General features: G+C 41.7%; 20 protein-coding genes. 10 read left to right on the forward strand and 10 right to left on the reverse strand.

Features of this window, described 5'->3' with window-relative positions:
• The first annotated feature begins 84 nt into the window (after window positions 1-84).
• Both RIC88_RS16665 and RIC88_RS16670 read left to right on the forward strand, forming a co-directional pair.
• Window positions 85-417, forward strand: a complete 333-nt coding sequence (locus RIC88_RS16665; RefSeq protein WP_350218704.1) for a PadR family transcriptional regulator — start codon at window positions 85-87, stop codon at window positions 415-417.
• Entirely contained in the window at window positions 414-3146 is a 2733-nt protein-coding gene (locus RIC88_RS16670; protein WP_350218705.1) for an ABC transporter permease, read from the forward strand. Before RIC88_RS16665 ends, RIC88_RS16670 begins: the two co-directional genes overlap by 4 nt.
• Here the strand turns inward: RIC88_RS16670 and RIC88_RS16675 are convergent, their stop codons facing one another.
• Window positions 3147-3614, reverse strand: coding sequence for a hypothetical protein (locus RIC88_RS16675; RefSeq protein WP_350218706.1), 468 nt, complete (start codon window positions 3612-3614; stop codon window positions 3147-3149).
• 321 nt (window positions 3615-3935) lie between these two features.
• Here RIC88_RS16675 and RIC88_RS16680 point away from each other — a divergent pair, with 321 nt between their 5' ends.
• Both RIC88_RS16680 and RIC88_RS16685 read left to right on the forward strand, forming a co-directional pair.
• The gene (locus RIC88_RS16680; RefSeq protein ID WP_350218707.1) at window positions 3936-4289 is read left to right on the forward strand and encodes a PadR family transcriptional regulator; all 354 of its coding nucleotides are present in this window, start codon (window positions 3936-3938) and stop codon (window positions 4287-4289) included.
• The gene (locus tag RIC88_RS16685; protein ID WP_350218708.1) at window positions 4282-6945 is read left to right on the forward strand and encodes an FtsX-like permease family protein; all 2664 of its coding nucleotides are present in this window, start codon (window positions 4282-4284) and stop codon (window positions 6943-6945) included. Before RIC88_RS16680 ends, RIC88_RS16685 begins: the two co-directional genes overlap by 8 nt.
• A gap of 1 nt (window position 6946) precedes the next feature.
• On the opposite strand, the gene RIC88_RS16690 is transcribed toward RIC88_RS16685, so the two are convergent.
• The 3 genes from RIC88_RS16690 to RIC88_RS16700 all read right to left on the reverse strand — a co-directional run bounded on the left by RIC88_RS16690 (window position 6947) and on the right by RIC88_RS16700 (window position 8719).
• Entirely contained in the window at window positions 6947-7111 is a 165-nt protein-coding gene (locus RIC88_RS16690; protein ID WP_350218709.1) for a Lacal_2735 family protein, read from the reverse strand.
• A gap of 103 nt (window positions 7112-7214) precedes the next feature.
• The gene (locus RIC88_RS16695) at window positions 7215-7892 is read right to left on the reverse strand and encodes a CPBP family intramembrane glutamic endopeptidase (protein WP_350218710.1); all 678 of its coding nucleotides are present in this window, start codon (window positions 7890-7892) and stop codon (window positions 7215-7217) included.
• Window positions 7889-8719, reverse strand: coding sequence for a helix-turn-helix domain-containing protein (locus tag RIC88_RS16700; RefSeq protein ID WP_350218711.1), 831 nt, complete (start codon window positions 8717-8719; stop codon window positions 7889-7891). The genes RIC88_RS16695 and RIC88_RS16700 overlap by 4 nt, the downstream gene beginning before the upstream one ends.
• A 159-nt stretch (window positions 8720-8878) precedes the next feature.
• Here RIC88_RS16700 and RIC88_RS16705 point away from each other — a divergent pair, with 159 nt between their 5' ends.
• Both RIC88_RS16705 and RIC88_RS16710 read left to right on the forward strand, forming a co-directional pair.
• Window positions 8879-9370 carry a GNAT family N-acetyltransferase gene (locus RIC88_RS16705; RefSeq protein WP_350218712.1) on the forward strand — a complete coding sequence of 164 codons (492 nt, stop codon included), beginning with the start codon at window positions 8879-8881 and terminating at the stop codon, window positions 9368-9370.
• A 57-nt stretch (window positions 9371-9427) separates the two neighbouring features.
• Window positions 9428-10690, forward strand: coding sequence for a DUF418 domain-containing protein (locus tag RIC88_RS16710; RefSeq protein ID WP_350218713.1), 1263 nt, complete (start codon window positions 9428-9430; stop codon window positions 10688-10690).
• Window positions 10691-10924: 234 nt separating this feature from the next.
• On the opposite strand, the gene RIC88_RS16715 is transcribed toward RIC88_RS16710, so the two are convergent.
• The 3 genes from RIC88_RS16715 to RIC88_RS16725 all read right to left on the reverse strand — a co-directional run bounded on the left by RIC88_RS16715 (window position 10925) and on the right by RIC88_RS16725 (window position 14288).
• Complete coding sequence (locus RIC88_RS16715; protein ID WP_350218714.1) at window positions 10925-13108, reverse strand: amidohydrolase family protein; 2184 nt, start codon at window positions 13106-13108, stop codon at window positions 10925-10927.
• 6 nt (window positions 13109-13114) lie between these two features.
• Window positions 13115-14032, reverse strand: a complete 918-nt coding sequence (locus tag RIC88_RS16720; RefSeq protein WP_350218715.1) for a polysaccharide deacetylase family protein — start codon at window positions 14030-14032, stop codon at window positions 13115-13117.
• Window positions 14033-14120: 88 nt separating this feature from the next.
• Window positions 14121-14288, reverse strand: a complete 168-nt coding sequence (locus tag RIC88_RS16725; protein WP_350218716.1) for a Lacal_2735 family protein — start codon at window positions 14286-14288, stop codon at window positions 14121-14123.
• A gap of 136 nt (window positions 14289-14424) precedes the next feature.
• On the opposite strand from RIC88_RS16725, the gene RIC88_RS16730 reads away from it, so the two are divergent.
• Window positions 14425-16089 carry a glutamine--tRNA ligase/YqeY domain fusion protein gene (locus tag RIC88_RS16730; protein ID WP_350218717.1) on the forward strand — a complete coding sequence of 555 codons (1665 nt, stop codon included), beginning with the start codon at window positions 14425-14427 and terminating at the stop codon, window positions 16087-16089.
• Between the two features lie 4 nt (window positions 16090-16093).
• Window positions 16094-16882 carry an MOSC domain-containing protein gene (locus RIC88_RS16735; protein WP_350218718.1) on the forward strand — a complete coding sequence of 263 codons (789 nt, stop codon included), beginning with the start codon at window positions 16094-16096 and terminating at the stop codon, window positions 16880-16882.
• Window positions 16883-16976: 94 nt separating this feature from the next.
• Here the strand turns inward: RIC88_RS16735 and RIC88_RS16740 are convergent, their stop codons facing one another.
• The 3 genes from RIC88_RS16740 to RIC88_RS16750 are packed head-to-tail and all read right to left on the reverse strand — an operon-like array spanning window position 16977 to window position 21287.
• On the reverse strand, window positions 16977-17690 hold the full coding sequence (locus RIC88_RS16740) for a DUF4488 domain-containing protein (protein ID WP_350218719.1): 714 nt from the start codon (window positions 17688-17690) through the stop codon (window positions 16977-16979).
• 12 nt (window positions 17691-17702) lie between these two features.
• Complete coding sequence (locus RIC88_RS16745; RefSeq protein ID WP_350218720.1) at window positions 17703-19061, reverse strand: monooxygenase; 1359 nt, start codon at window positions 19059-19061, stop codon at window positions 17703-17705.
• Between the two features lie 39 nt (window positions 19062-19100).
• Window positions 19101-21287, reverse strand: a complete 2187-nt coding sequence (locus tag RIC88_RS16750; RefSeq protein WP_350218721.1) for an acylase — start codon at window positions 21285-21287, stop codon at window positions 19101-19103.
• A 96-nt stretch (window positions 21288-21383) separates the two neighbouring features.
• Here RIC88_RS16750 and RIC88_RS16755 point away from each other — a divergent pair, with 96 nt between their 5' ends.
• Window positions 21384-21737 (forward strand): DoxX family protein, encoded by a 354-nt coding sequence (locus RIC88_RS16755; protein WP_350218722.1) that lies wholly within the window; start codon window positions 21384-21386, stop codon window positions 21735-21737.
• 183 nt (window positions 21738-21920) lie between these two features.
• Window positions 21921-24296: an ABC transporter permease gene (locus tag RIC88_RS16760; RefSeq protein ID WP_350218723.1), complete on the forward strand. Its 2376-nt coding sequence runs from the start codon at window positions 21921-21923 to the stop codon at window positions 24294-24296.
• The last annotated feature ends 63 nt before the right edge of the window (window positions 24297-24359 follow it).

Genomic DNA, 24359 nt, shown 5'->3' on the forward strand with positions numbered 1-24359 from the left:
ATAGAGCTCCTTCGGGAGCTTTTTTATTTGTTTTACAACTTAAATAGAAATGCTTCGTATATTTGTTTTACAAATTCAATAAAAATGGGTAGAACAAATTTTCTTGGCGAGTTTGAAGAGCTGATTCTCACCATGGTTTTGATTCAGGAAGAAGAGGCATACGGCAATACCATCGTCAAAGCAATTAAAGAACATCAGAACCGTGAAGTCAATCTCAGCTCAGTACACATCACCCTTTATCGATTGGAGGAAAAAGGATACCTCGAATCGTACATGGGTGGAGCCACCAAAGCACGAGGTGGACGCAAGAAGCGCTATTTCAAAATCACGAATGTAGGTAAGGTACTACTGCAGGAAATGAAAGATGCCAGGACTAACCTGTGGAAACTTGCTCCACAACTCAACTTTTCTTCATGAGTACTCCCCGACCACCTAAGTTATTCACCAGATTTTTTAAGTGGTATTGCAAACCTCAATTACAAGAGCAAATACTTGGAGATCTGGAAGAGCAATTCGAAGAAGACATTGAAATACACGGACTAAGCAAAGCAAGTAGAAGATTCGTCTGGACAGTGATTCGATTTTTTAGAAAGGACATTATTAAGCCCGCTACCGGCGGTCAAAAGCTCAACTATTACGGAATGTATCAGCACAACATCAAAATCGCCTGGCGAAATGCCATCAGGCAAAAGCAATTTACGATTCTTAACCTCCTTGGACTCACCATTGGAATCAGCACCTGTTTCATGATAGGTCTGTATATCCATGATGAAATGTCCTTCGATGCTTTTCATGAAAAGGGCGATCGGATTTATCGGGTGAATCAACCATTTATATGGGGCGACTGGGACCGAATGATGGCCAGCACCGGGCCCAATGTGGCTACCGCATTACGTGAGGATGCGCCTGCATTTGAAGAGGTGACACGTATACTATCTCTAGGATCTCAAACTGTTACTGCAGCTAATAGCGGAAACAGATCCAATGCTTTCAAAGAGGATCGCATATATGCTGCTGAGGAAAATTTCTTTGAGGTCTTTTCCTTCAAGCTCAAAGCAGGAGAAACGAAATCAGCTTTTGAAGACCCGAAGAGTATTTTAATAACTGAAAAGACCATGAAACGGTATTTCGGTGAAGATGCCAGACCTGAGGAAGCGATTGGAAAAAACATTGAGATCAAACAGTATGATAACTCATGGAAAGCCTTTTCTATCAATGGAGTTTTAGAAAATGTTCCTGCTCGCTCTCACATACAATTTGATATGCTGGTTTCACTCAAGAGTGAATCTGAAATGATGCAGGCCCACCAGTGGAAATGGATATGGACTGCTTTCTCTACCTATGGTCTGGTTAAAAAGGGAACCAACGTTGCAGCCTTGGAAAGAGATATTCAGGCTATTCCTCCCAAATGGGCGCCTCCAACGACAGAGCGTATTTTCAATCAAACATTTGAAGAGTTTACTGATGGGCACCCATGGAAGCTGGATCTTCAGCCATTGAGCGAGGTGTACATCGCTGGTTCTCCAACAGGACACGCTTTCGGCCCAACAGGCAATCCGCTTTTCATTAAAATATTTGGTGCCATTGGTCTTTTAGTCCTTGTCTTGTCAGCCATCAATTTTATGAATCTATCGACTGCAAGAGCGACCAACAGATCCAAAGAAGTTGGGGTGCGGAAAGTGCTTGGTTCCGAAAGAAAAACCATCGTAAAGCAGTTCATTTTAGAATCCGTACTTTTTGTCCTTATGGGCACTGTGCTTGCTTTAATGGTTGTACAGCTCGCACTGGGTACCTTCAACCACCTGGCAGAAAAGCAAATCGAAATTCTTCCATTCTTTCAAAGTCCTGTGTTTTACCTGGTTGTCTTCGCCTTCATTTTGACACTGGGATTTATGGCTGGTAGCTATCCGGCACTGTATCTATCCTCTTTTAAGCCGATTGAATCTTTGAAAGGAAAGATAAAAACAGGTTTCAAAGGAAGAAGCATCCGGAACGGGTTGGTTGTTTTCCAATTTACTATCTCAATTGCACTCATCATCACCACATTTTTTGTTCAAAAGCAGCTTACCTATGCTTCAAACGTGGACATTGGATTCGCCAAAGAAAACATACTTCAACTTCACAATGTAGAAGAATTGGGGTTTGAAACAGAAGCCTTAAAAAACCGATTGGCGGCTAATCCGAAATTCACCGAAGTTGGAAAATCATTTGGTGTTCCTCCATTCGTGTATTCAGGCGATCGATACAAGGCGGCCGGCCCGGAAACACCGGTTGTTCAACTAAACAACCTGCGGATTGATGAAGATTATCTGGAGGTATTAGGGTTAGAATTTCTCTCTGGTAGAAACTTCGACTCGAATAGAGAAAACGATAAATATAAGGTGATCCTGAATAGGGAAGCAGTCAAAAACCTTGGATGGGATGTAGAAAATGCCGTTGGGAAATCTGTTGCGCTTGCCTCAGGTGGTGAAGAAGAACATGAAGTGATCGGTGTTGTTGAGGACTTCAACTTTAATAGTGTGAAGCAAGAAATAGCACCTCTGATTTTAATCCACCACTACAATGATATTGTTTGGGATTATGGAGCAGGAAGATCTTTTTATTCTATGCGACTCAATTCGGAAGCTATTAGTACCACAGACGACTTAAACCAATTACTGATCTCACTGGAAGAAGAAATGAAACAAGTAGATCCTACGGTTCCATTTGAGTACAGCTTCATGGATCAGGAGTTTGAAGCCACCTTCCGCTCAGAAAGGAAAATGGCAACTATTCTCAATGTTTTTACCATTATGGCCATGATTATTGCCTGTCTTGGATTGTTTGGACTGGCTGCCTTTTCAGCAGAGCAGCGTACCAAAGAGTTGGGAATTAGAAAAGTGCTTGGTGCGAGTGTTACTGAACTTGCTGTTACCTTCTCAAAAGAATTCGCCAGATTGGTACTGATAGCCATCTTACTGGCATGTCCTATTGCCTGGTATTTTGTGAAAGAGTGGCTACAGGATTTTGCTTACAGCACCCCTATTGAAATCTGGGTGTTTATTGCAGCAACGATAGCAGCTATGTTGATAGCTATCGTAACCATTGGTTTTCAGTCGTTACGATCAGCAAATAGAAATCCTGTGGAGACGCTCAAGGATGAGTAACTATAGATTATCAATTGCATACCGATAATCAGCCTGTAAATCCTCATGAAGGCTTGCAAGTGCCTTTTCTACTCGCTCGATTTCTCTATGATATAGGTTTTTGATTGTAACATTCCTGTTAATAGCAATCGAATCTTTAATGCATTGGCAAAGGAACAGTCGCACTTCAACTTCTGTTTGCTTTTGTCCTGAATAACGAAGCGACTTGTTGAGTGAACGAACAATTTTCTGAAGTCCTTTCTTCACATAATACAGATGAGACATATTGATCTCTTCCATCATATCGTTTATATCCTCTTTCAACAGTCTGATATAGCTCTGCTCATCCCCTACTTCAAAGAGCAGGTAAGTAAGTAATTCCTTATTGTCTTTTTTAAACCGACCCAAACGCAAGCATATAGCCAGCATTTCTTCAGGTGTTCGCTGTTTCAACTCTCTTTTAATATCTGATAAGGATGCAGCTTTCATTCGTTGATTTTTGATTTGTTTAAGATAATAATTAAAGACGTTTGCAAGAGTGTCATCCTGCCGAAGGAAGGATCTCAATCCTATTTATAAAGATCTTTCGCTGTGCTCAAAATGACATAATCAAAAATGAATCGTGAAAAATAATTTTACTACAATTAGGAATTTATAACAAAAAATTCGTTTCTTCGTAAACTCTACAAATAGGAATTAATTATAAGCGTGCCGCGTGCCTGTCGGCAGACAGGCTTAACCCAATTATTGCGAACAATTATCAGATGTCATTAAAAGGGTAGCAAATCGCTCATTTTCAACTTTAATCAAATGAAGAAATTTCAATTAGGTGAATTCGAAGAGATCGTAATGCTCACAGTTGCTATACTGTACGACGATGCATATGGTGTTTCCATCAAGAAAGAAATTGAAAGCAGGTTAAACCGAGGTGTAAGTGTGGGAGCCTTGCAGTCAGCTTTAAAAAGGCTTGAGGACAAAGATTATCTGGAATCTCATGATAAAAATGCCACTCAGGAGCGAGCAGGTCGGCCTAAACGCTACTACAAGATCACTGCATTAGGTAAAGAGGCTATGGAGTATACCAAAGAAACCAGAAACTCTCTTTGGGATGCTATTCCTTCAGTCTCCCTGGATGTGAAATTTGCAAGACTCTTCCATGCCTAATCCACCCAAACTCTTTCTTCGCTTTTTTAGGTGGTTTTGCCACCCTCAATTGGTTAAGCCAATCGAAGGAGACCTGATGGAGCTGTATGAAGAGCGAGTGAAGGAACTCGGCAAGAAAAAGGCAGATATAAAATTTATAAAGGACGTTCTCCTGCTGTTTAGAAAGGACATTATAAAACCAGCAGAAGGATCAATAAAACTCAACTATTACGGTATGTTTAAAAATTATTTCATTACCTCTATTCGATTCATCAAGCGTGAAAAAGTATACGCGTTAATGAATATTTCTGGCCTTGCACTAGGTATCGCATGTGCGCTGATCATTTATAAAATTCTGGATCATGAACTTAGTTATGATACTCACAATACCAACTATGATCAACTGTATCGGGTAATCAATGAGGAAATCACAACAGAAGGAAAGGTCTTTTGGAGTGGACAAGTACAACCGCTTGCTGCAGCATTGAGAAACGATTTTCCCAGCCTGAATGCCTCCATGACTTTTTATGAAAAGGAAGGACTGATAGCCATTGAAAATCAAAATGGAAGCCTTACTAAATATCAGGAAGAAGATGGGATTGTCTTTGTGGAACCTGAATTTTTGGACCTGTTTACACTGAACTTTCTCGCAGGTGACGAAAAGTCTGCGCTTGACAAACCCGGAAAGGTCATCCTTACCCAATCCATGGCTAGTAAATATTTTGGTGTCTCCGAAGAGAACCTACATCAGGTTATCGGACGGACGATTATACTGGAAAATGAACGTACCACCTATGTGTCTGCTGTCGTTGAAGATATGCCCAAGGCCACAGACTTTCCTTTTGAGATAATCTTTCATTTCCAAGATCAGGATGTGTCTAATCCGTGGTTTTATGATGGTAAGAGCTGGGAGGAATACAACTCTGCCACCAATTGCTATGTGCTTTTAAAAGATGGAGTTTCTGTTGCTGAACTTGAGCTTCAACTTGAAGCATTTGTAGACAAGTACCTACCTGAACACATGGCTGAATCACGAACCTACCATTTGCAGCCTCTCTCAGAGCTGCACTACAGTGACCAAATTCGAAGGACGTATGCCGGAATAACAGCAACCAAAGAGGAGTTGGTAGTCATGGGGCTGGTTGGCCTATTTTTGATACTTACCGCCTGTGTTAATTTCATTAACCTGTCTACCGCACAGGCAGTGAAAAGATCGAAAGAAGTGGGGGTAAGGAAAACCCTGGGTGGAAGTAAAAGGCAACTCGTCATCCAGTTTCTTTGTGAAACATTTCTCATTACCCTTTTCGCAACTGCGTCCGGTCTGTTTATAGCGGAGCTCATGTCCAGGCCTGTCGAGGATATCTATCCCTATCCCATCGACCTGCACATGCTCACTGACCTAAACCTAATTTATTTTCTGCTACCGCTCATTTTGGTGATTACGATGTTGTCCGGGCTTTATCCGTCCATCATCTTGTCCAGAATGAATCCGGTACTGGCTATAAAGAATAGCCTGAATGTCAAGCAAACCTCCGGGTTTCTTTCACTACGAAGAGCTTTGGTAATACTACAGTTTGCCATCTCCCAGACCCTGATTATTGGCATTCTGATTTTGAATGCTCAAATGAATTATTTTCAGAATAAAGATCTGGGATTCGATGATGAGTCTATTCTGGTCCTGAACATTCCTGAAAATGACTCAACTAACCTGCGTGTACTTAAGAACAATCTTTTGACACATTCAACAATAGAAACGGTGAGTTTTAGCTCTTCAGGACCCATGTCTTCATGGCGATCTACAAACCCTATTTTCCATCCAAGCATAGAAGGACAGGAGCAATTTGGTAACCTAAAAAATGTGGACGAAAATTATTTTGATCTCTATGGCCTGGAATTAATTGCCGGGAATACTTTTAAAGATACTGACCCTACAAATCACGTAGTAGTAAATCGAAAGCTGATAGAAGTGTTGGGATTTCAGGATCCAAATGATGCCATAGGTGAACAGATAAAGTACGGAAGAGGAACGCTGACGGTAGTGATTGTGGGGGTAGTTGAAAACTTCCATTCGGCATCCTTGCATTCTGAAATAGACAATGTCTTTCTGGCTAATTTCAACTGGAACATTTTTCAGGTTGCCGTCAAATTGAAAGAAGACCAGAATAGCTATGAGAAATTAAAGGGCACGATCGCCCACATTGAACAAAGCTGGGAAGAGCGTTTTCCTAATCACGTTTTTGATTTTGACTTTTATGATGAAACACTTGCCAGCATGTACGAATTGGAAGCAAGTGTCAGTAAACTATTCAGAATATTTGTTGCCATTGCCATCATTATTGGCTCGCTTGGTTTATACGGATTGGTTGCCTTCATGGCCAATCAAAAAACCAAGGAGATTGGTATCCGAAAAGTGATGGGTGCCACAGCACTCACTATCTGGAACATTTTCTCAAAAGAGTTAGCTGTTCTGCTTACGATTGCATTTGCCGTCTCAGCACCAGTTTCTTATTTCCTGATGAGTGGATTTTTGACCAACTATGCTTATCGTATAACTATTGGCCCTGCTTTTTTTGCAATTTCAATTATCGCAAGCATTGCTATTGCGTTTCTCACGGTTGGTCATAAATCATGGAAAGTGGCAAAAGCCAATCCGGTGGACTCCCTGAAAGATGAATAATTTACAGAGGCGTTGCGATAATTTTTCTTTGAATTTCCTGCGCCTCTTGCTGTTTTTTAAAGCTTTCTTCCGGGTTTGATTTGGAAAGGTAATACGCCTCATTCATGAGACGATCATATTTTTTCTGTAGGGAGTTTACTTTAGAGGTTTTAAATAGTTTTATCATAGTAGCTGTCGATAAGTGAGTTTTATCGCGAATATATTGATGGAATTGACCCGTAATAAACTTACTCTTTGAAGCCTTGAAATTTTTCGATGAATTTTAAAACTCAACCTTTCACCCCCTTCACTATAAACAGCAAAATCAATCCTGGTATTACGATCATTGGCACCAAAAAATTGATAAGTGAACCCACATCTCCGAGTGTCGCTCCTCCCTCCATTACTAAAATCATTTCTCCTAAAGGGCCTTTTGAAAAGATGGTATTATAAACAAAGTTCCAGCCCAGATGCAGGCCAAAACCTAGCATAATTGATTTGGTTTTATGAAAGCTTAAGGCCCAGGCATATCCCATCAGTCCCGTACCGATAAAAATTAAAATCATGGGAATGGAATTCCCAAATACCCCAAACGAAAACCAATGATAGATGCCAAAAGCCGTTGCGGAGATTGCAATCCCTGCTTTACTGCCGAGCCTTTGAATTAAAAGGAACAGGAGCGCACCTCTATAAATTAATTCCTCTGTGAGTACCGATTTAAAATCCCACCACATCCCCTCTAAAAGATTGGATAGAGAGGAGTTTTCCGATACTTCCAAATGAGCAGACTTGAGCCAGACCTCCATCATTTGAGCAGCTACACAAAGTAAGCCTGTAATCAAAACACCTAACCCAAACTCCTGAATTCTTATCCCTGTTGGCACAATGCCCAGAACATTCAAATGTTTCCTTTCAATCAGATATAGCAGCAACCATGAGGCTACCAGAATTATTAATATGCCAATCATAGCTGTCCCTCTTTGATCAGCTGATCTGCCTTTGATAACAATACAATCTCTACGATAAGTAGAGGGGCAAGCAATACTAATCCGACAAAAGAGAAAATCAATGTGATGTAAGAAATTCCAAAAGCTACTTCCAACCTGCCTGCAATCTTAGCAATGCGACCCATTCCATCTTGTAACTCCAATAACCCGAGTCCAAAAATGATTGAAATAACCCCTAATGGAACTACGGCAAATGCACTGTTTAAGTATTCAATTTTGGATGAAAGCAAAACGGTAATATCAAAACAATAGATAACCGTTATGACGCCAATCGATAAATATGAGGCAATCTTTAGAAGCTGGGCTTCAAATAAAACACTAAGTGATAGAAACCCTCGTGTAAAAAGGAAAAATGAAATAATGATGACCAGCTTGATTGCAACAAGAGTAGTAACCAATGAGGCGGAAACCTCCTCAAGAAGAATTGACTCCACTGCAATTTCTATGATGCTGAAAAGAAAAAAAACAATACCTCCGATCCATGCTGGAGCAATTGCGTTTTTTAATTGCTGTTCCGTAAAATTAATAAGTAGCATTTGTTTTAATGATTTAATTGAAAATTGATTTTCAACAATCACATCCGATGAAAAATACCCGTCTGCTGGATTCTGCCCCAAAGCCTCCAACAAGATTTTTACTGTAGACGCCCGGGGAGTCACAGCTCCTGATTCAATACGCTGAATGGTGCGAACGCTCACATGACATTTCTCTCTAAGCTCATGCTGCGTAATTCCTTGTTGCGTCCTAAGTTCCAGAAGTTTGCTTCCCAGCATTGGTTGTTTCATCATTTTTTTGTCATTGTTTGTCACAATGCTACCTGAGTCACAAATGTGGTTCAAATAATTTAGGTGACGTTAGTGCGTCATTTACTATTGCGCTACTCAGATGAACGGGAATCAGGCTTTTTTAAAATTCATGCTTAACTTGAATAATATATTTCAGCTGTTATGATCCGGTCCGCTAAGCCTGAAGATGCTTCATCGATTACTGATATCTACAATCACTACATTATTCATTCGCACTCCACATTTGAAATTGACCCCATAGATTCAAATGAAATGGTAAGTAGGATCGATCGTGTACAAAATGAATTTCAACTACCCTGGCTTGTGATGGAAGTAGAAAACAAAATTGTTGGATATGCATACGCCACCCAGTGGAAAGTCAGAAAAGCGTACTCCAAAACCACCGAGTCATCTATTTACCTCCATAAGGATCAGGGTGGCAAAGGGTATGGAATGCCACTATACGCAGAGCTAATGAAGCAACTAAAAGCACTAGACTACCATGCTATAATTGGTGGCATGTCGCTACCCAATGAGGCTAGTCGGGCACTCCATGAAAAATTGGGCTTCAAAAAGATCGGCGAGTTTAAAGAGGTGGGCTACAAGTTCGATCGATGGATTGATGTCGGGTATTGGGAGCTTGTTTTAAAGTAAATATAGTTTTTAACTATAATTATAGTTTATATACTATGATTATAGTTACATTTGTGAATGCAGCAATCACCTGTCCAGCCAACCCTTCAAAATGAACGAAAAGGGTCGCTGGATTTTCTTCGAGGTATCGCCATTTTAGGCATCCTGTTCATTAACATTGAAAACTTTGCTTATCCCGATCCATGGAGTCCTTACAAATTCGGGTTCTCATCAGAAATAGATCATTCCGTACGCTTTTGGGTGTATTTTCTGACACAAGGTAAGTTCTACACGATGTTCGCCCTGCTGTTTGGAACTGGTTTTTACATTTTCCTGGAACGAATGGAAAGCAAAAAACTAGGCATCAAAGGAATGGATATCTACTCCCGTAGATTGCTTTGGCTTTTTGTAATTGGTGTTATTCATGCCTATTTCATCTGGGATGGTGATGTGCTCTACCATTATGCCATTTGCGGCTTTCTTCTGTTTCCCTTTCGGTCATTCAAAAACGTGACCCTTGTGTTAGTCGTCCTGTTTTTTGCCAGCCTTTTGCTCAGCAATGCGATAAACCAGGTAAATGATCGGAAGGCCAGCTATGCTCAATATGAGCAATCACTCATGGTTACTGATGACCTGAGAACCGCACAGGATGTAAAAAATATTTCCCGCTGGTCGAGCAAACTGAGGCAAAAAGAAGCAGATACAACTGTTTATCCTCCAAAAAAATCAACCTATTTATCCGGTCTTAAAGAAACGTATGATCATGCTTCAGTGCATAAAGGAATGTGGTACTATCAGGGACTCCTGCTGCGATCTTTGATTGTCATGATTATAGGGATCGTGCTCTATCGTTCAGGCATTTTCGACAACTTCCGGGTTTGGAAATATTACTGGCTTATTAGCTTAAGTCTTTTAATTCTCAGCCTATATATCAATTACGTCAGGTACTACCATTGGACGTTTGAATACTTTGATCCGGTACTTACTTTATGGAAAGAGCTGTTTTTTGTATTCCCGAAAGAGCTGCTTGGCGTTAGCTATATCCTGGTTCTTAATGGGGTGTATCAGAAATTCTTAAAAGGAATGAAATTCAAAATCATTTCTTCAATTGGCAAAATGGCATTGTCAAACTACCTCTTCCAAAGCATCGTATTGGGGTTTATTTTCTATGGCTATGGGCTCGGTAAATTCAATGAATACACCAGAACAGAACTGCTTCCGATCGTTGGCCTCATTTGGATTGTTCAACTACTCCTTACCTGGCTCTGGCTGAGAAGGCACAAACAAGGTCCGGTGGAGTGGCTCTGGAGAAAGCTGACATATCACAGTTTTAATAAATAACGTGAGTTCGGGATAAGAACTCCAAATTTCATGCAAAAATGACACAAGTAGTCTCCTCTTGGGAGCGGTCCGACGTTTCGAAGAAGAGGTGGGTTTTGTATCTAACCGGTCATTTTTACATGAAATTTGATAAAAAGAAAATATCTTTCAAACCCACCCCAACCCCTCCAAGGAGGGTATTTTAGGCATTTTTTCTTTTTATTCTTACCTCGAACTCACGTTAAATAATCAACATCATCGATAATTTTCGATGATTTCGGCGCTCACCCAATAAACATCTCCTCCACGGGTGAAAAGGAAATACTTGCCATCCCGGGCCACAAAAGGACAAAGCTCATGAGCCTCTGTATTGATTGATTCATCAAAAGGTTTTGGCTCTTCCCAATTCCCGGAATCATCTTTGAATGAAACGTACAAATCTCCACGCCCTGCACCCTCTTTCCGGATGCTACAAAAAATCATGTAAGATTCATCGGGAGCAATGAATACATCTGCTTCATAATTCTCTGTGTTTACCCGTTCACTGATTTTTTCCGGTTGTTGAAAACGCCCATCCACCAGTTGAGATCTGTAAATATCAAAGTTGTCAGATTGACGATTGGATGAAAAGTACATACTTCCATCTTCGGTAAATGACATATAATATTCGTTGGCACTGCTATTAACCGTATCACCAGCGTTGATTGGAGCAGACCATCCGTTTGCCAGTCGCTCTGAATACCAGATGTCGTAATCCTCATCTTTCTTTCCAATGAAGTAAAGTCGCTGCTCATTGGGTGAAAGAAAGGGATCATTGTGTGTAAAGGTGATGTTATCAGAAAGTCGTTTGGGTGGTGACCAGACACCACTTTTCAACTCAGAATACCTGATTTCTGCACCCTCTTCCATTTCCACGCCGAAATAGAACTCTTTACCATCTTTGGAAAAAACAGATCCAAACTCATGCTCTTTGGTTGAAATAAAATGAGGAGACAAAAGCTCAGGAACACTACCTGGATCCCTGCGCCCCAGGTAAGTCATAAAATCATCATTGCTGGAACCAACATGCCCCTGAACATCCGTGACCAATTTCTTAGGATCATACACCCAGCCATCTTTGACGACATAGCTCACATTTTCGATTGCAGATGGATCAGTTGTCAAATCACCATTCAAAATCACAAGGTCTGCTTGCTTTCCGGTTTTAATTGTTCCAACATTAGGCAATCCTAATAGCTGTGCTCCATTGGATGTCATCACTTGTACTGCCTCTTCCGGTTGAAATCCGGCCTCCACAAATAGTTGATAATTTCTTTGATCTCCATAGCCGGGAAGATTGTGAAGACCTGGGTCAGGCCCGGCTGTGAGCAACCCACCTCTCTGGTAAAAGAGCAGGTCATACTGCAAAGATTTTGTCAGCCATTCAGGCTTAAAATACCAATCGTCACTTTTCTCGTCCATCCTTTTTCTACGGCTTTCATAAGCTTCCACGTGAAAAGGTGCCATTGCATTTAAGGTTCTCTCATCTGCGTAAGCTCGGGACATCACCTGTGCTTCGAGTATTGATGGAGTGGTGGAAAGGGCCACCTCCTCCTTAATTAAAATCTCATGAATCCTCTCTACTTCCTTAGAATCAATATCCAAAGCAGATCGAAATGAACGGGAACCGGAACAAACACCCGTTTCATGATCTTCGGCGTGATCAAAGCTGTGGATGAACCCATGCTCAATGGCATCAACACCGATGAACGCCGCTTCTTCAAAAGTAGTTGCACAAAAATGCCCGGTCACTTTAGCGTCATGTTTGTGAGCTTCCTCCACAATCACTTTCAAATCTTCAGGTCTTGTATGACGATATACTTTAAACCATTTTACGCCCTGATCAGCCCAGTAAGCAATAGTATCTCGTACCACCTTCTCACTCGTAAAACGGACAAAATTTGATTTGCCATCCGGCCCGGTAAAATAAGGGCTTGAATTAATTATTCGCGGGCCAACTTCGCTTCCTTCACTAATTGCTTTTCCAAGAGCTAATTCTTCATTAGGATTTCCTGTTCCGCATGTCTGAATAGCGGTAACTCCTGAAGCAAGGTATAGTCTGGGACTTGTGAAAAGCATCGCACCTTGGGGCAAACGCATGTGATTGTGCGTGCCAATGATCCCCGGTATAACAGTCATTCCATTCAAAGCAATTCGCTCATATCCATTTGGAATTACAATGGATGTCGATAGTCCAACTTTTTCTATAATGCCATCATTAATCAGGATCGTTTGTCCTGCTTTTGATTGATTGCCGGTTCCGTCAATCAACTTCACTTCTGTTAATGCAAACTTTCGATCTTCAAAAGCCAAATAGCTCTTCACATAATCGGAAAGTTGGATCTGGGCAATGCAGGTTTTAGCAACCAACAGGCAGGCACATAGGAAAATAACTCTCATGGTTACTTAGTTTGCAAGCTCTCTGACAAAATTGGGGGTGACGGCTTCCCCTTTGAAAAAATCTCCCTTCAATCCCCGGCTCATTCCCCATCGCTGAATCCATGAAATGCCCCAGTTTCCGAAATAGGTTACTTCCAGCTGATACGCCGGATCCTTCATCACCTCTTCAAGGGTGGTAAACGTATAACCTTTTTTCTTATAGATGTCTAATAGGTCATCCAGGTACATCGCATTAAGATAATTGGCATGAATGAGTAGCACATGATCCATGTTTCTACCTAACAGATCATTAGAGGCCTTCTCGAAGTACTCCAATTGCTTTTCCATGTACTTGAGGTATTCCTTTGCCACTATTTCTGCCAGCTCATTTTCTCCTTTCTTAATGGCCACCGCATAGGCCTTTGCAAAAAGATACTCTTCATTATCAATCGTCACTGGTGCCTCAATGTATGCTTTACCTTGCAGGAAAGACTTAAGAGAGTCGCTGGTTTCCTTATTGGCACCACTACGCAAATAAGGATGACGGAAGTATCGGAACTCTTTGCTGTATTTTTCAGAAAGAGGCCTGATATTGCGTTCTCCTTTTAAAATATCTTTTGCATATTCCTCGAGATTCACATTATGATAATTCATGTGAGAATAGGTATGATTCCCAAGCTCATGACCTGCTTCTATCCATAGCTCCAATAATCGCACTTTCTCATTGCTTAACTGACCATCCTCGTAGAGCTTTCTTTCGTTCACAAAGGCGACAGCTGGTGCATCATGGTTTTTGAGTGCACTCAATAATCCATTCGTAATTTCAGTGTGGTTGCCAAGTCCATAGTCTACCGATGGTAGATCATCAATGGTAATGCTCATTTTCTGTTGAGCAAAAAGGCCAAAGCTCAGGGCAATCAAAATAAGTGAGATAGCTGACTTCATGCCACAATTATAACTATAATAATAGTAATTAAACTATAATCATAGTTACAAATTTTGCCCCTGAGGCAGGGGCTGAACAATCAGCTACCTAATACCTCCCCTTTGTTAAAATCTTTCTCTGTACCTCGAAAGCTTCATTTTGCTTTTTTAAACTTTCCTCCGGATTTGACTTGGCTAGTATATAAGCCTCATGCATTAATTTATCATATTGCCTTTGCAGGTTGAAAATGTTTGATTTTTTGAAAAATTTTATCATGCTCTGTTTCGTGAATAATTGGTTATTTGACTTTAGACGGCTCAAACTCAAAAAACCCACCCCAACATTATTGGGATATTTTCTACAATAGATTTTAACTAATCAAAGTCCTACTTTTGCACCCTAATTTCGAATTATGGACGAGGTAAAAAAATCTTTGAATTTCATCGAGCAAATGATCGAAAAGGATCTGAAAGAAGGGAAGCATGATTCAATCGTGACCCGTTTTCCGCCGGAACCAAATGGCTATTTGCACATCGGTCATGCCAAGTCTATCTGTCTAAATTTTGGTCTTGCAAAAAAGTATGGAGGGAAGTGTAATCTTAGATTTGACGATACTAACCCTGAGAAGGAAGAAACGGAATATGTGGACTCTATTAAGTCAAACATTAAATGGCTGGGGTTTGATTGGGAAGACCGGGAATACTATGCATCGGATTACTTTGAACAGCTCTATGAAATGGCTATCAAATTAATTCAAAAAGGATCTGCCTATGTCGATGATCTGCCCCAAGAGGAATTTAACAAGCTAAAAGGTACACCAACACAGCCAGGTAAGCCAAGTCCATATCGAGACCGATCAGTTGAAGAGAATGTGGATTTGTTCGAACGAATGCGGTCAGGAGAGTTTGGAAATGGCGAAAAAGTGCTGAGAGCCAAGATAGACCTCAGTTCCCCCAACATGCACATGCGTGACCCAATCTTGTACCGGATCAAGCAGCTTCCTCATCACCGAACCGGCTATCAATGGTGCATTTACCCTACCTACGATTTTGCACACGGTCAGTCCGATTCGATTGAGAATGTAACTCACTCACTTTGTACGCTAGAATTTGAAGTACACCGGCCATTGTATGAATGGCTGATTAAGGAATTAGAAATATTCCCGTCTAAGCAAACAGAGTTCGCAAGACTGAACCTCAGCTATACCATAGTTAGTAAAAGAAAATTACGAGAACTGGTAGAGCTAGGCCATGTCAATGGTTGGGACGATCCACGTATGCCGACGCTTTCCGGGATCAGAAGAAGAGGATTTACAGCAGCATCCATCCGAAAGTTTGCTGATACAATCGGGGTAGCAAGGCGAGATGGAATCACAGACATTGCTGTGCTCGAGCATGCCGTCAGAGAAGATTTGAATGCAAACACCAATCGTGTATTTGGCATCATGAATCCACTTAAGGTAATCATTATCAACTGGCCGGAAGATAAAGTGGAAATGATGACAGGCGTAAACAACCCGGGGGATGAATCGGCAGGAACCAGAGAAATGCCGTTTACAAGAGAGATTTATGTTGATCAATCCGACTTCATGGAAGATCCTCCAAGTCCGAAGAAATGGTATCGGCTGGGCCCTGATCGTGAGGTTCGTTTGAAGTTTGGCTACATCATCAAATGTACCGGCTACAAAAAAGCTGAGGACGGCACCATTGAAGAATTGTACGCTGAGTATGATCCACAAACCCGTAGTGGACAGGATACAAGTGGAAAGAAAGTGAAAGGCACGTTGGGATGGGTTTCCGTACCACATGCTGTAAATGTAGAGGTCCGTGAATATGACCGATTATTCATGACAGAAAACCTGAATACGATCGAGGATGACTTTAAAAATCACTTAAATCCTGATTCTTTAACAATTAATAAAAAGGCTGTAGTAGAGCCATCGTTGAAAGATGCAAAAGTTGGTGACCAGATGCAGTTTGAACGTATTGGTTACTTCCGGGTAGATGAGGATTCAACGGAAGACAATCTGGTTTTCAATCGTACGATTACATTGAGGGATAATTGGGCGAAGAATTAGCAATGTGAAAGTATCTGGCTTATATATCTATCCAATTAAATCCCTTCAGGGGATCGCACTTCAGGAAGTTGAAGTAATGGAAAAAGGTTTTAAGTATGACCGACGATGGATGCTGGTCAATGAACAAAACGGGCACATCACGCAACGAACGCATCCTCATCTTTCTCAGATTGGTATTTCATTGACCAATGAAAGCATCATTGCGTCGCATAGCAATATGCCTGATTTAAAAATTCCTATCACACTCAAAAGTGGTAAAAGCATTCACGTCACTGTATGGGCTGATTCAGTTGAAGCCATTGAAGCAACCCAATCCATTAGTGACTGGTTTTCAAAAATAGCTGGCGAGCCTTGTAAGCTGGTGTTTATGCCGGAAGATGGATCACGTCCGGTGAATCCTGATCAGGCGATCAACGGTGAGAATGTGAGTTTCGCTGATGGGTATCCCTATTTAATCATTGGGCAGGCTTCCCTCGATGACCTCAATTCAAGAATGGAAGTGGAGCTGCCTATGAATCGATTCCGGCCAAACATAGTGGTAGCAGGATGTGAACCGTATGAAGAAGATCATTGGAATGACATTCAAATAGGTAATGTGAAGTTTCATGTAACACATCCCTGCACGCGATGCGTGTTTACCACCATTGATCAGGAAACAGGTAAGAAAGCAGCCGAGCCGTTGAAGACTTTAGCAACCTACCGCAGGGAAGGAAAAGGCGTCATTTTTGGGGTTAATACATTGGCGCTTGAGACCGGAACGATTAAGGTTGGGGATAAGGTCGAATTACAGTAAAAATGTCATTCTTATTCGTCTATACTACTGTGAGTCAGGAGACGAATATGTACTGACCATAGATTCCGGCACAGGGCCGGAATGACATCTAAGTTTAATTCTCCCTCACACTCCAAACTTCATACAATGGATCGCCTTTGCTACTCTTACCAGAGTGGTTCCACTTGCCGTCTTTGAGTTCATAAGTAAATTCCAGGCTGGCTCCTACACGGTTGTCGTCTCGTGAGAAGAATTCGATATTCTCGGTATACTTTCCGTCTACCGTGGTGTATGTTCCGCCTCCTGTTCCCATAAACTGTTTGGTCTCTGTGTTGTAAGCGATCCATTGAAAACGTGTACCTGAAAGTATCTTCATCGTTTTTCTTGGGCCACTTGTGTCCCGCTCCTGAATTTCCCCGTTTCGTTTTCTACCCGACATCAACCATGCTCCAGCCAGGTCGCCAGGCTCTCCGGCATCCACTCGAGTGGCCCAGGTTTCCATTCCCACGATTCGCATTTTATCATTTCCATCAAACTCGATTTCAAAAGATCTTGGTTTGCCAATCCTGGAGGTATCGCTGGAGTTAAACTCCGGCATCTCCGTCATGGTATTGCCATTCAATTCCCAGCCTCCACCATTCGTTTCCACAAAAGCTCCCGTTTCAGCATCAAACCAGGCAGCAGTCTGATAGTTCTCCGTGAAGGTGACTACTCCTTTCACTTTTTGGCCGTCTTCTCTGGTCTCTGTCCATTCCCAGGCTCCAACCGGAGATTGCGCCAGACTCAGCGTCGCAATTAAGCATGTAAATAGTGTAAATAAGTTTTTCATAGCTTATGATTTTTAATCTGTATAATAAGCTCCAAAGAGAATCATCATTTCATCAGAGCTTCTCAAACCAAAGGTCAACGTTCTATCTTCCCAATTGTCATAGGTGGCTTCCAATCTCAATCCTTCACCAGTGTTAATAACTATTGGTGGGTCCAATTCAAGAATCGGTGGATGCTCCCAGTCAAAAGAGACATAAAGAAGTTCACCATCATTATCTCCGCCAACTTTGTAGACATTAAACTCAGTCATGTGCTCGTGCGCATGTGAGAAAAGTTGAAAAATGTTGATGCGTTGATTGAAAAAATAGTCCTTAGTAATGGTGGTCACTTTATTGGGAGGTAGTGAAAAATCCTGATTATTTAAATCCAGTATTTCAGCTACATAGTTCACGTCTTCTTGCGGAACGGTGTGAATATTTCCATAGACCTCTCCGGTAACCACCTCATCGGTGCGATTGGCATAGTGGGAATTCATATCAAATCCTTTTCCTGCTGGTATTCTCAATGCGACTCCTTCAGGATATTTATAGTTCATCCTTGGCCATTGTGTTCCGGCGATGAAATTATGAAACTGGAGTGCAATGAGGTTGCTGTAGTTTAGGTTTCCACCGTCATCATAGATGTCTCGTATATCTCCTTCTTTAGGAAAAAAATGGGAAGGAATATCATCATCGAAAGTGTAAAAAATAAAATGATGACTACCCGGTCGCATGACAATCTCAACTTGATCAATGTAAATATCTTCTTCAGAATCGATTGATTGATAGGTGAAAAGTTCCCGGTCACTATTTGGTGGCACCTCAAATGGACCGACATGAAATTGAAAGCCACGATCCGGCTGAGGCAAAGGTGCAAAGGGTATTTCTTTGAAACGAGTTTTATCATCTAACAACGCTACATCTGCCACCTTCCCTGTTCTTGGAGCACCATTAATTATCCAGTCCCTAATAAACTCCAACTGTCCATTGGTCAAAAAATCCCCTCCCAATGGCATGATAGCTCCATAAAGAGGATGGTCTGAGTAAAAGTGTTCCTGATCGTTTGCATTAATCTTTTCCCAGAGATAGCTTTTAAATAAGCTAGGTAGCCCTTCGGTACCAACCAGCTCAAGACCATCATCCAGTGCCTGCTTGTTATCCGGCAGTCTGTTAACCAGTTGGCTGTAGGATTCACCTGTAGTTAAAACCAGGTTCGATTGCTTGGCGAAGGTGCTTCCGTTTACATGGCAACTGACACACTGAGTATCCCAAATCTGTGTTTGGATCACCTCATAAGTGGCCATTTGATCCAATGGCAATTCCACACTGTTACTCCCACACGAAGAAATGAAGATGGGTAGAAATAATGCAACTAAAATTTTTAACGTTTTCATTTGGGGGTATTAATGCATCCTTAAGTTAAAAGAAACAGGTCAATTTCTTTTTCCAGGCTTATATGTCTCTTCAGAACGTGCCTCAACATCCCCCCGATAGTAGGCTGCTTCTTTGAACTCACCATTCGCATACATCTGCGCCTGATCGTCAAAGTGAGGTGAGTTAGGATCGCTACTTTGCCCACCAGCCAATATGGTTTTGGCTTTCACTTTTTCACCAAACTCCACCGCTGCTACAAAGCTGTTACCTCGGGTACCATAAATCTTATTCACATCATGTTCTCCCCTCATCCCATAAGCAGCAAGGTGTCCCCAAATTGCAGTAGTGTAGCCTACTGGAATGCTTTCCTGGCTGTCATCAAAAGTGGCACCTATGTCTCCGGACAATCGTTGAAATCTATTTATTTCTCCCCATGGGATAATTGTCGTTCCATAGCGATCTTTCATTTCGTCCAGTGCAGATCGGAATATTCTAAGCCGCTCTTCCTTAGGAAGCTGAGTGCCACAATAATTCAAATCTTCCAGATCACTCAATTCTGGTATATCAACTTCATCTAATAAATGCCACCCATAAAAATGAGCTAAACTCATCGGTTTTGATTCAACGTTCGTTCTTAAGTCCCATCCTCTCAATAACTCAATTTCTTCACTCAAAGACTCATCACCCAAAGCATCATAAGCTTCAACCAAGCCCGGAATTACTTTTTCAAATGCCGGGAGGTATGGGTTATAGCCAAGTTCAATCAATCCATCCAATGACAGATTCTCAACCTCGGAGAGCAAACGAATGGCATTTACTCCCCTGAAATTCTCAGGAAATGAAGCCATGTAATACGGGTAGTCTTCTTTTCTCGGACTATTCTCAGCAGCTGCAGTAAATGGTGTAGAGTTACAATTCTGTATCCAGCCATTGGAAGGATTGGTCACGATGATCGTTTCGTCCAAATCATGCAGCCCTTGCCAGTCGGTGGCCGGATTGCTCCCGTCCACAGGTTGTGAATAATCAAATTGCACATCTCTTTTTGGAATAAAGTTGCCATGATAGTAAGCAATATTTCCTTCAGAATCTGCGAAGACGGTATTATTGGAAGAGTTCGTTCGAATGTTCATCATTTCATGAAACTCTTCCAGATTCTTCTTTTTCGTTCGGGTATACGATTGGGTAAGGGCATCCACAGGTTTCCACATCAATGCAGTGGCCGTCCACTTTCCATCCGATTCATGGGTGATCGGACCGTGATGTGTGCGGTAAACGGGAAAGGTCTTTTCCTTCATTTCATCCCCATCCTTGAATTTCAAGGTCACTTCTTTTACTTCGACAGCTCGCTCTTCCTCCCCGTATTGATAATACAGACCGTCATCTTTTTCAATGATCGTTTCCTGGAATTCATCGATGATATCCGTTCCGGTAGACGTGTGCATCCATCCGGTGTTCTCATTGAAGCCCTGGTACACAAAAAACTGCCCCCAAGTCACTGCTCCATATGCATTCAATCCTTCTTCACTCACCACATGAACTTCCCCCCTGAAATAGAATGAAGTATGTGGGTTGATCAACAGCATGGCATTTCCGGATTCAGTCAGGTCGCCTGAGATGGCAAAGCCATTGGAGCCTTGGGGTTCTTGAAGGACAAGTTCTTTAGCATTAAGAGAAGTTTGTTGAGATCCCCCCCCTTCACCCCCTCCAGAGGAGGACATACCTTCATAAAAGGCACTAATCTTACGAGTAGAAACCCGCTCGATATCTCCACCGATGGAGCCTTCCGTGAAGTACATGGTCATCCAGGGCTCATACTTCTTGATCACTTTGGGTTCCACTTCAGGGTGTGTATGAAGATAGTAATTGATACCATCTGCCCAGGCTTCACATAAAACTTTCAACCAATCAGGGGCCGAGTCATAAGTAGCTTTTGCTTCCTCCTCTGTCATGAACAGTCGAGCACGTAAATCGCTGTAAAGCTGATCTTCCCCCTCAGCCTCCGCTAATCTGCCAATCGCCCAGGTGAAGTTTCGCTCCACTCTTCGGAAATCATCTTCGCACTGAGCATACAGCAAGCCAAAAACGGCATCTGCATCCGTTTTTCCATAGATATGTGGTACACCAAAATCATCCCGGATGATGGTAATATTTTCGGCCTGAGATTCCCAGCTTTCAACTTCAGGATTAGAAGTTTGAGGTGAGCAGGCAATAAATAAAATGGAAAGGAGGGTGAGAATTCTGTACATAGGTTAAGGGTTGAATTTGATACTTATCAAATATATTCAATCAAGATCAGTAAACCGATTACTTCGAGTAATCGGTTTACGACTATCTTTCCATTTATGTCAACCGAAACCATTAGCCTCTGGATCATGGCAATCCTTTACATCATTGCCGGAATCAATCATTTTGTGATGCCCCGGTTTTATGAGAAAATCATTCCTCCATTTCTAGGAAACAAAAAGCTAATCAACTGGCTGAGTGGAATAGCAGAAATCATTTTGGGCGTCCTTCTTCTGATTCCGGAATATACCTCGTTTGCGGCATGGGGCGTTATCGCGTTGCTCATTGCCGTATTTCCTGCAAACATCTACCACTTTATGAAAGGATGGAGAAAGAAGAAGCTCGTTTGGGTATTGGCTTTACGACTTCCATTACAGTTTGTCCTTATTTGGTGGGCATATTCTTTTACTTAAAAGCAACCTCTGAGGATTTTTATAATCTATTATAATGTAAGAACACATTAAAGTGTTCAAAAAGTCGTGCGAAATCGTACAAACTGAAAGGTTCAAAAACTCATAACGAACTGTGAATCAAACAGTTTAGCTGATTTGGCATGTTCTTAGTGCTTATTTGAAAATCAACTAACTCACAGGACTATGCTTAAGAACTTTTTCAAAATCACATTCCGAAACTTTCGGAAAAACAAATCCTATGTTTTCATCAATATGCTGGGTCTGGGACTATCCCTTGCCTGCTGCATTGTTGGATACCTGAACTGGAAATTTGCTGCAGAATATGATCAGAATCATGCAAATCATGAACGCATCTTCAAAGTGCAGATCTACAAGGATGTGCAGAATCAAAATGTGCCATATGGTATTTCACCACTTCCGCTTGGGGCTGTAATAAAAGACCAGGTGGCAGGGGTCACTCATACTTCCAGATACATTGAGACCGGCCTTGTCCTAAAAAAAGAATTGAAAGTATTCAACCAGGGAATTGCTTTTGCTGAAGATGACTTCCTTGAAATGTTCACTTTCCCATTGAAGTACGGCAATGAATCCGCATTCTTTGACCGAAGTAAGATCATTCTCAGTTACTATACAGCCAATACCTACTTTGGAGAAGAGGTAGACCCAACCGGTGAAATCATAACGATTATCACCGAGGATGGAAAACAATACCCAATGACCGTTGGTGGGGTATTCGAAGAAATCCCCCAAAACTCATCGGTACGATTTAGCGCACTAACCCACTTTGATAACTACTTGAAAATTCGGGAAGTAGAAAACACTGACTGGAAGCAATTTGTAGCAGCCACCTTCGTCATGACGGATGGAGGCTTTCCGCAAAACTTAATGGAAGATGTCAATGCCAACTATGTTGAAGTGCAGAACAAAGCACGTGATGATTTCAAGATTGGAAGTTATTATGCAGTGCAATTGACCAATCTTGGTAGCATAGCTGAGTCCATTCGCTCCAACTGGCTCAGCCAGCCTCCTCCACCACCAGCAGTGGTCGTACCAATGATCATGGCGTTCTTAATGCTCCTAATCGCTTGCTTCAATTTTACCAATACCAGCATCGCTATCTCAAGCAAACGTCTTAAAGAAATTGGAATTAGAAAAGTGATGGGTAGCGACCGTAAGCAACTCATCTTTCAATTCATGGGTGAAAACCTGATTCTCTCTTTTCTATCCCTGTTAGTGGCGTTGGGCTTTGCCTATTTTCTTGTCCCGGCTTACAGTGCCATGTGGGATTTCATTACACTAGAGTTGAACCTGATATCCGACAGTGAGATTTACTTATTCCTGATTGGCCTTTTAGTGCTCACCTCATTGATAGCTGGAGGATATCCATCCCTATACATCAGTGCTTATCAGCCGGTGAATATCCTTAGAGGCAGCCTTTCACTTGGTGGGACCAACTGGTTTTCCAAAACTTTGCTTGGGCTCCAATACATGCTCACGATCATTGCCTTAATTTCAGCGCTTGCATTTACAAACAATGCCGAATATCAGAACAACCTGGATGTGGGATTTCAAAAAGAGAATATTCTGGGCGTGCGTGTAGAGAATAAATCTGAGTATGACCGCTTCTTCAATCTGGTTAATCAAATGCCGGAAATTGAGCAAATGACCGGAACTACCCATCATATCGGCTGGTGGACGTATGGTCGTACGTTAAGGGCCGGAGAGCAGGAGGTGGAATCAGACATGATGAATTTCAGCCTGGATTATAAAGACATAATGAATCTAACCGTTAAAGACGGCCGATATTTTGATAAAGAGCTTTATGAGTTTGATAAGGAAAACTCCATCATCATGAATGAAGCGTTGGTGAAAGAATTCGGTTGGGACGAGCCGATAGGTAAAGTGGTGCAGATTGATGATAGTACTCGATTATCTGTGGTAGGTGTCATGGAAGACTTCTACATGTATGGGTTTTTCGATCCAGTGGAGCCATGTGCATTCAGGCTGGCCGATAAGGAAGAAATGAATTTTGTAGTGATCAAGAGTGAAGTGAATCCAACAGAGCTTAGGGACAAAATGGAAGCAAAGTGGTATGAAGTAGCCCCAAACACTCCTTTCAATGCAACTTTTATGGATGAAGAACTTGCGGGCACTGACTATGTGAACAAGAACATTTCAACCATGTTCAAATTCCTGGGGGCACTTGCGTTGATTCTATCTTCCATCGGGCTCTATACCCTTGTTTCACTCAATATCATTAAACGTGTAAAAGAAATCGGAGTACGAAAAGTACTCGGTGCATCCATCAATCAAATATTGGTGTTAATGAACAAGCAGTTTTTCTGGTTGCTTCTACTTTTTGCCTGGATTGGTGCAGGGCTATCGTATTTTGCAATTGATGCGCTAATGGCATCCATATTTGCCGTATACCAGGCCATCAGTGTGTTTACAGTGTTAGCACCATTTTTCACGTTGATGGCCATTGCAGTAGCCATTGCTTCAAGCAGAATAATGAGAACGGCTACCCAAAACCCGGTAAAGTCGCTGAGGTACGAATAATAGGTATTAAAATCGAATGAAAGGGCAGAATCATCGATTCCTGCCCTTTTTTGTGTCTAGTAA

The sequence above is a fragment of the Ekhidna sp. genome (assembly GCF_040220215.1).
Lineage (GTDB): Bacteria > Bacteroidota > Bacteroidia > Cytophagales > Cyclobacteriaceae > Ekhidna.

Coding starts and splice junctions, on each gene's coding strand:
- RIC88_RS16755 (WP_350218722.1), top strand. CDS start 21,384: ATGTCAACCGAAACCATTAGCCTCTGGATCATGGCAATCCTTTACATC.
- RIC88_RS16715 (WP_350218714.1), bottom strand. CDS start 13,108: ATGAGAGTTATTTTCCTATGTGCCTGCCTGTTGGTTGCTAAAACCTGC.
- RIC88_RS16700 (WP_350218711.1), bottom strand. CDS start 8,719: ATGATGAAACAACCAATGCTGGGAAGCAAACTTCTGGAACTTAGGACG.
- RIC88_RS16740 (WP_350218719.1), bottom strand. CDS start 17,690: ATGAAAAACTTATTTACACTATTTACATGCTTAATTGCGACGCTGAGT.
- RIC88_RS16710 (WP_350218713.1), top strand. CDS start 9,428: ATGCAGCAATCACCTGTCCAGCCAACCCTTCAAAATGAACGAAAAGGG.
- RIC88_RS16680 (WP_350218707.1), top strand. CDS start 3,936: ATGAAGAAATTTCAATTAGGTGAATTCGAAGAGATCGTAATGCTCACA.
- RIC88_RS16690 (WP_350218709.1), bottom strand. CDS start 7,111: ATGATAAAACTATTTAAAACCTCTAAAGTAAACTCCCTACAGAAAAAA.
- RIC88_RS16720 (WP_350218715.1), bottom strand. CDS start 14,032: ATGAAGTCAGCTATCTCACTTATTTTGATTGCCCTGAGCTTTGGCCTT.
- RIC88_RS16760 (WP_350218723.1), top strand. CDS start 21,921: ATGCTTAAGAACTTTTTCAAAATCACATTCCGAAACTTTCGGAAAAAC.
- RIC88_RS16675 (WP_350218706.1), bottom strand. CDS start 3,614: ATGAAAGCTGCATCCTTATCAGATATTAAAAGAGAGTTGAAACAGCGA.
- RIC88_RS16725 (WP_350218716.1), bottom strand. CDS start 14,288: ATGATAAAATTTTTCAAAAAATCAAACATTTTCAACCTGCAAAGGCAA.
- RIC88_RS16705 (WP_350218712.1), top strand. CDS start 8,879: ATGATCCGGTCCGCTAAGCCTGAAGATGCTTCATCGATTACTGATATC.
- RIC88_RS16670 (WP_350218705.1), top strand. CDS start 414: ATGAGTACTCCCCGACCACCTAAGTTATTCACCAGATTTTTTAAGTGG.
- RIC88_RS16730 (WP_350218717.1), top strand. CDS start 14,425: ATGGACGAGGTAAAAAAATCTTTGAATTTCATCGAGCAAATGATCGAA.
- RIC88_RS16750 (WP_350218721.1), bottom strand. CDS start 21,287: ATGTACAGAATTCTCACCCTCCTTTCCATTTTATTTATTGCCTGCTCA.
- RIC88_RS16695 (WP_350218710.1), bottom strand. CDS start 7,892: ATGATTGGCATATTAATAATTCTGGTAGCCTCATGGTTGCTGCTATAT.
- RIC88_RS16745 (WP_350218720.1), bottom strand. CDS start 19,061: ATGAAAACGTTAAAAATTTTAGTTGCATTATTTCTACCCATCTTCATT.
- RIC88_RS16665 (WP_350218704.1), top strand. CDS start 85: ATGGGTAGAACAAATTTTCTTGGCGAGTTTGAAGAGCTGATTCTCACC.
- RIC88_RS16685 (WP_350218708.1), top strand. CDS start 4,282: ATGCCTAATCCACCCAAACTCTTTCTTCGCTTTTTTAGGTGGTTTTGC.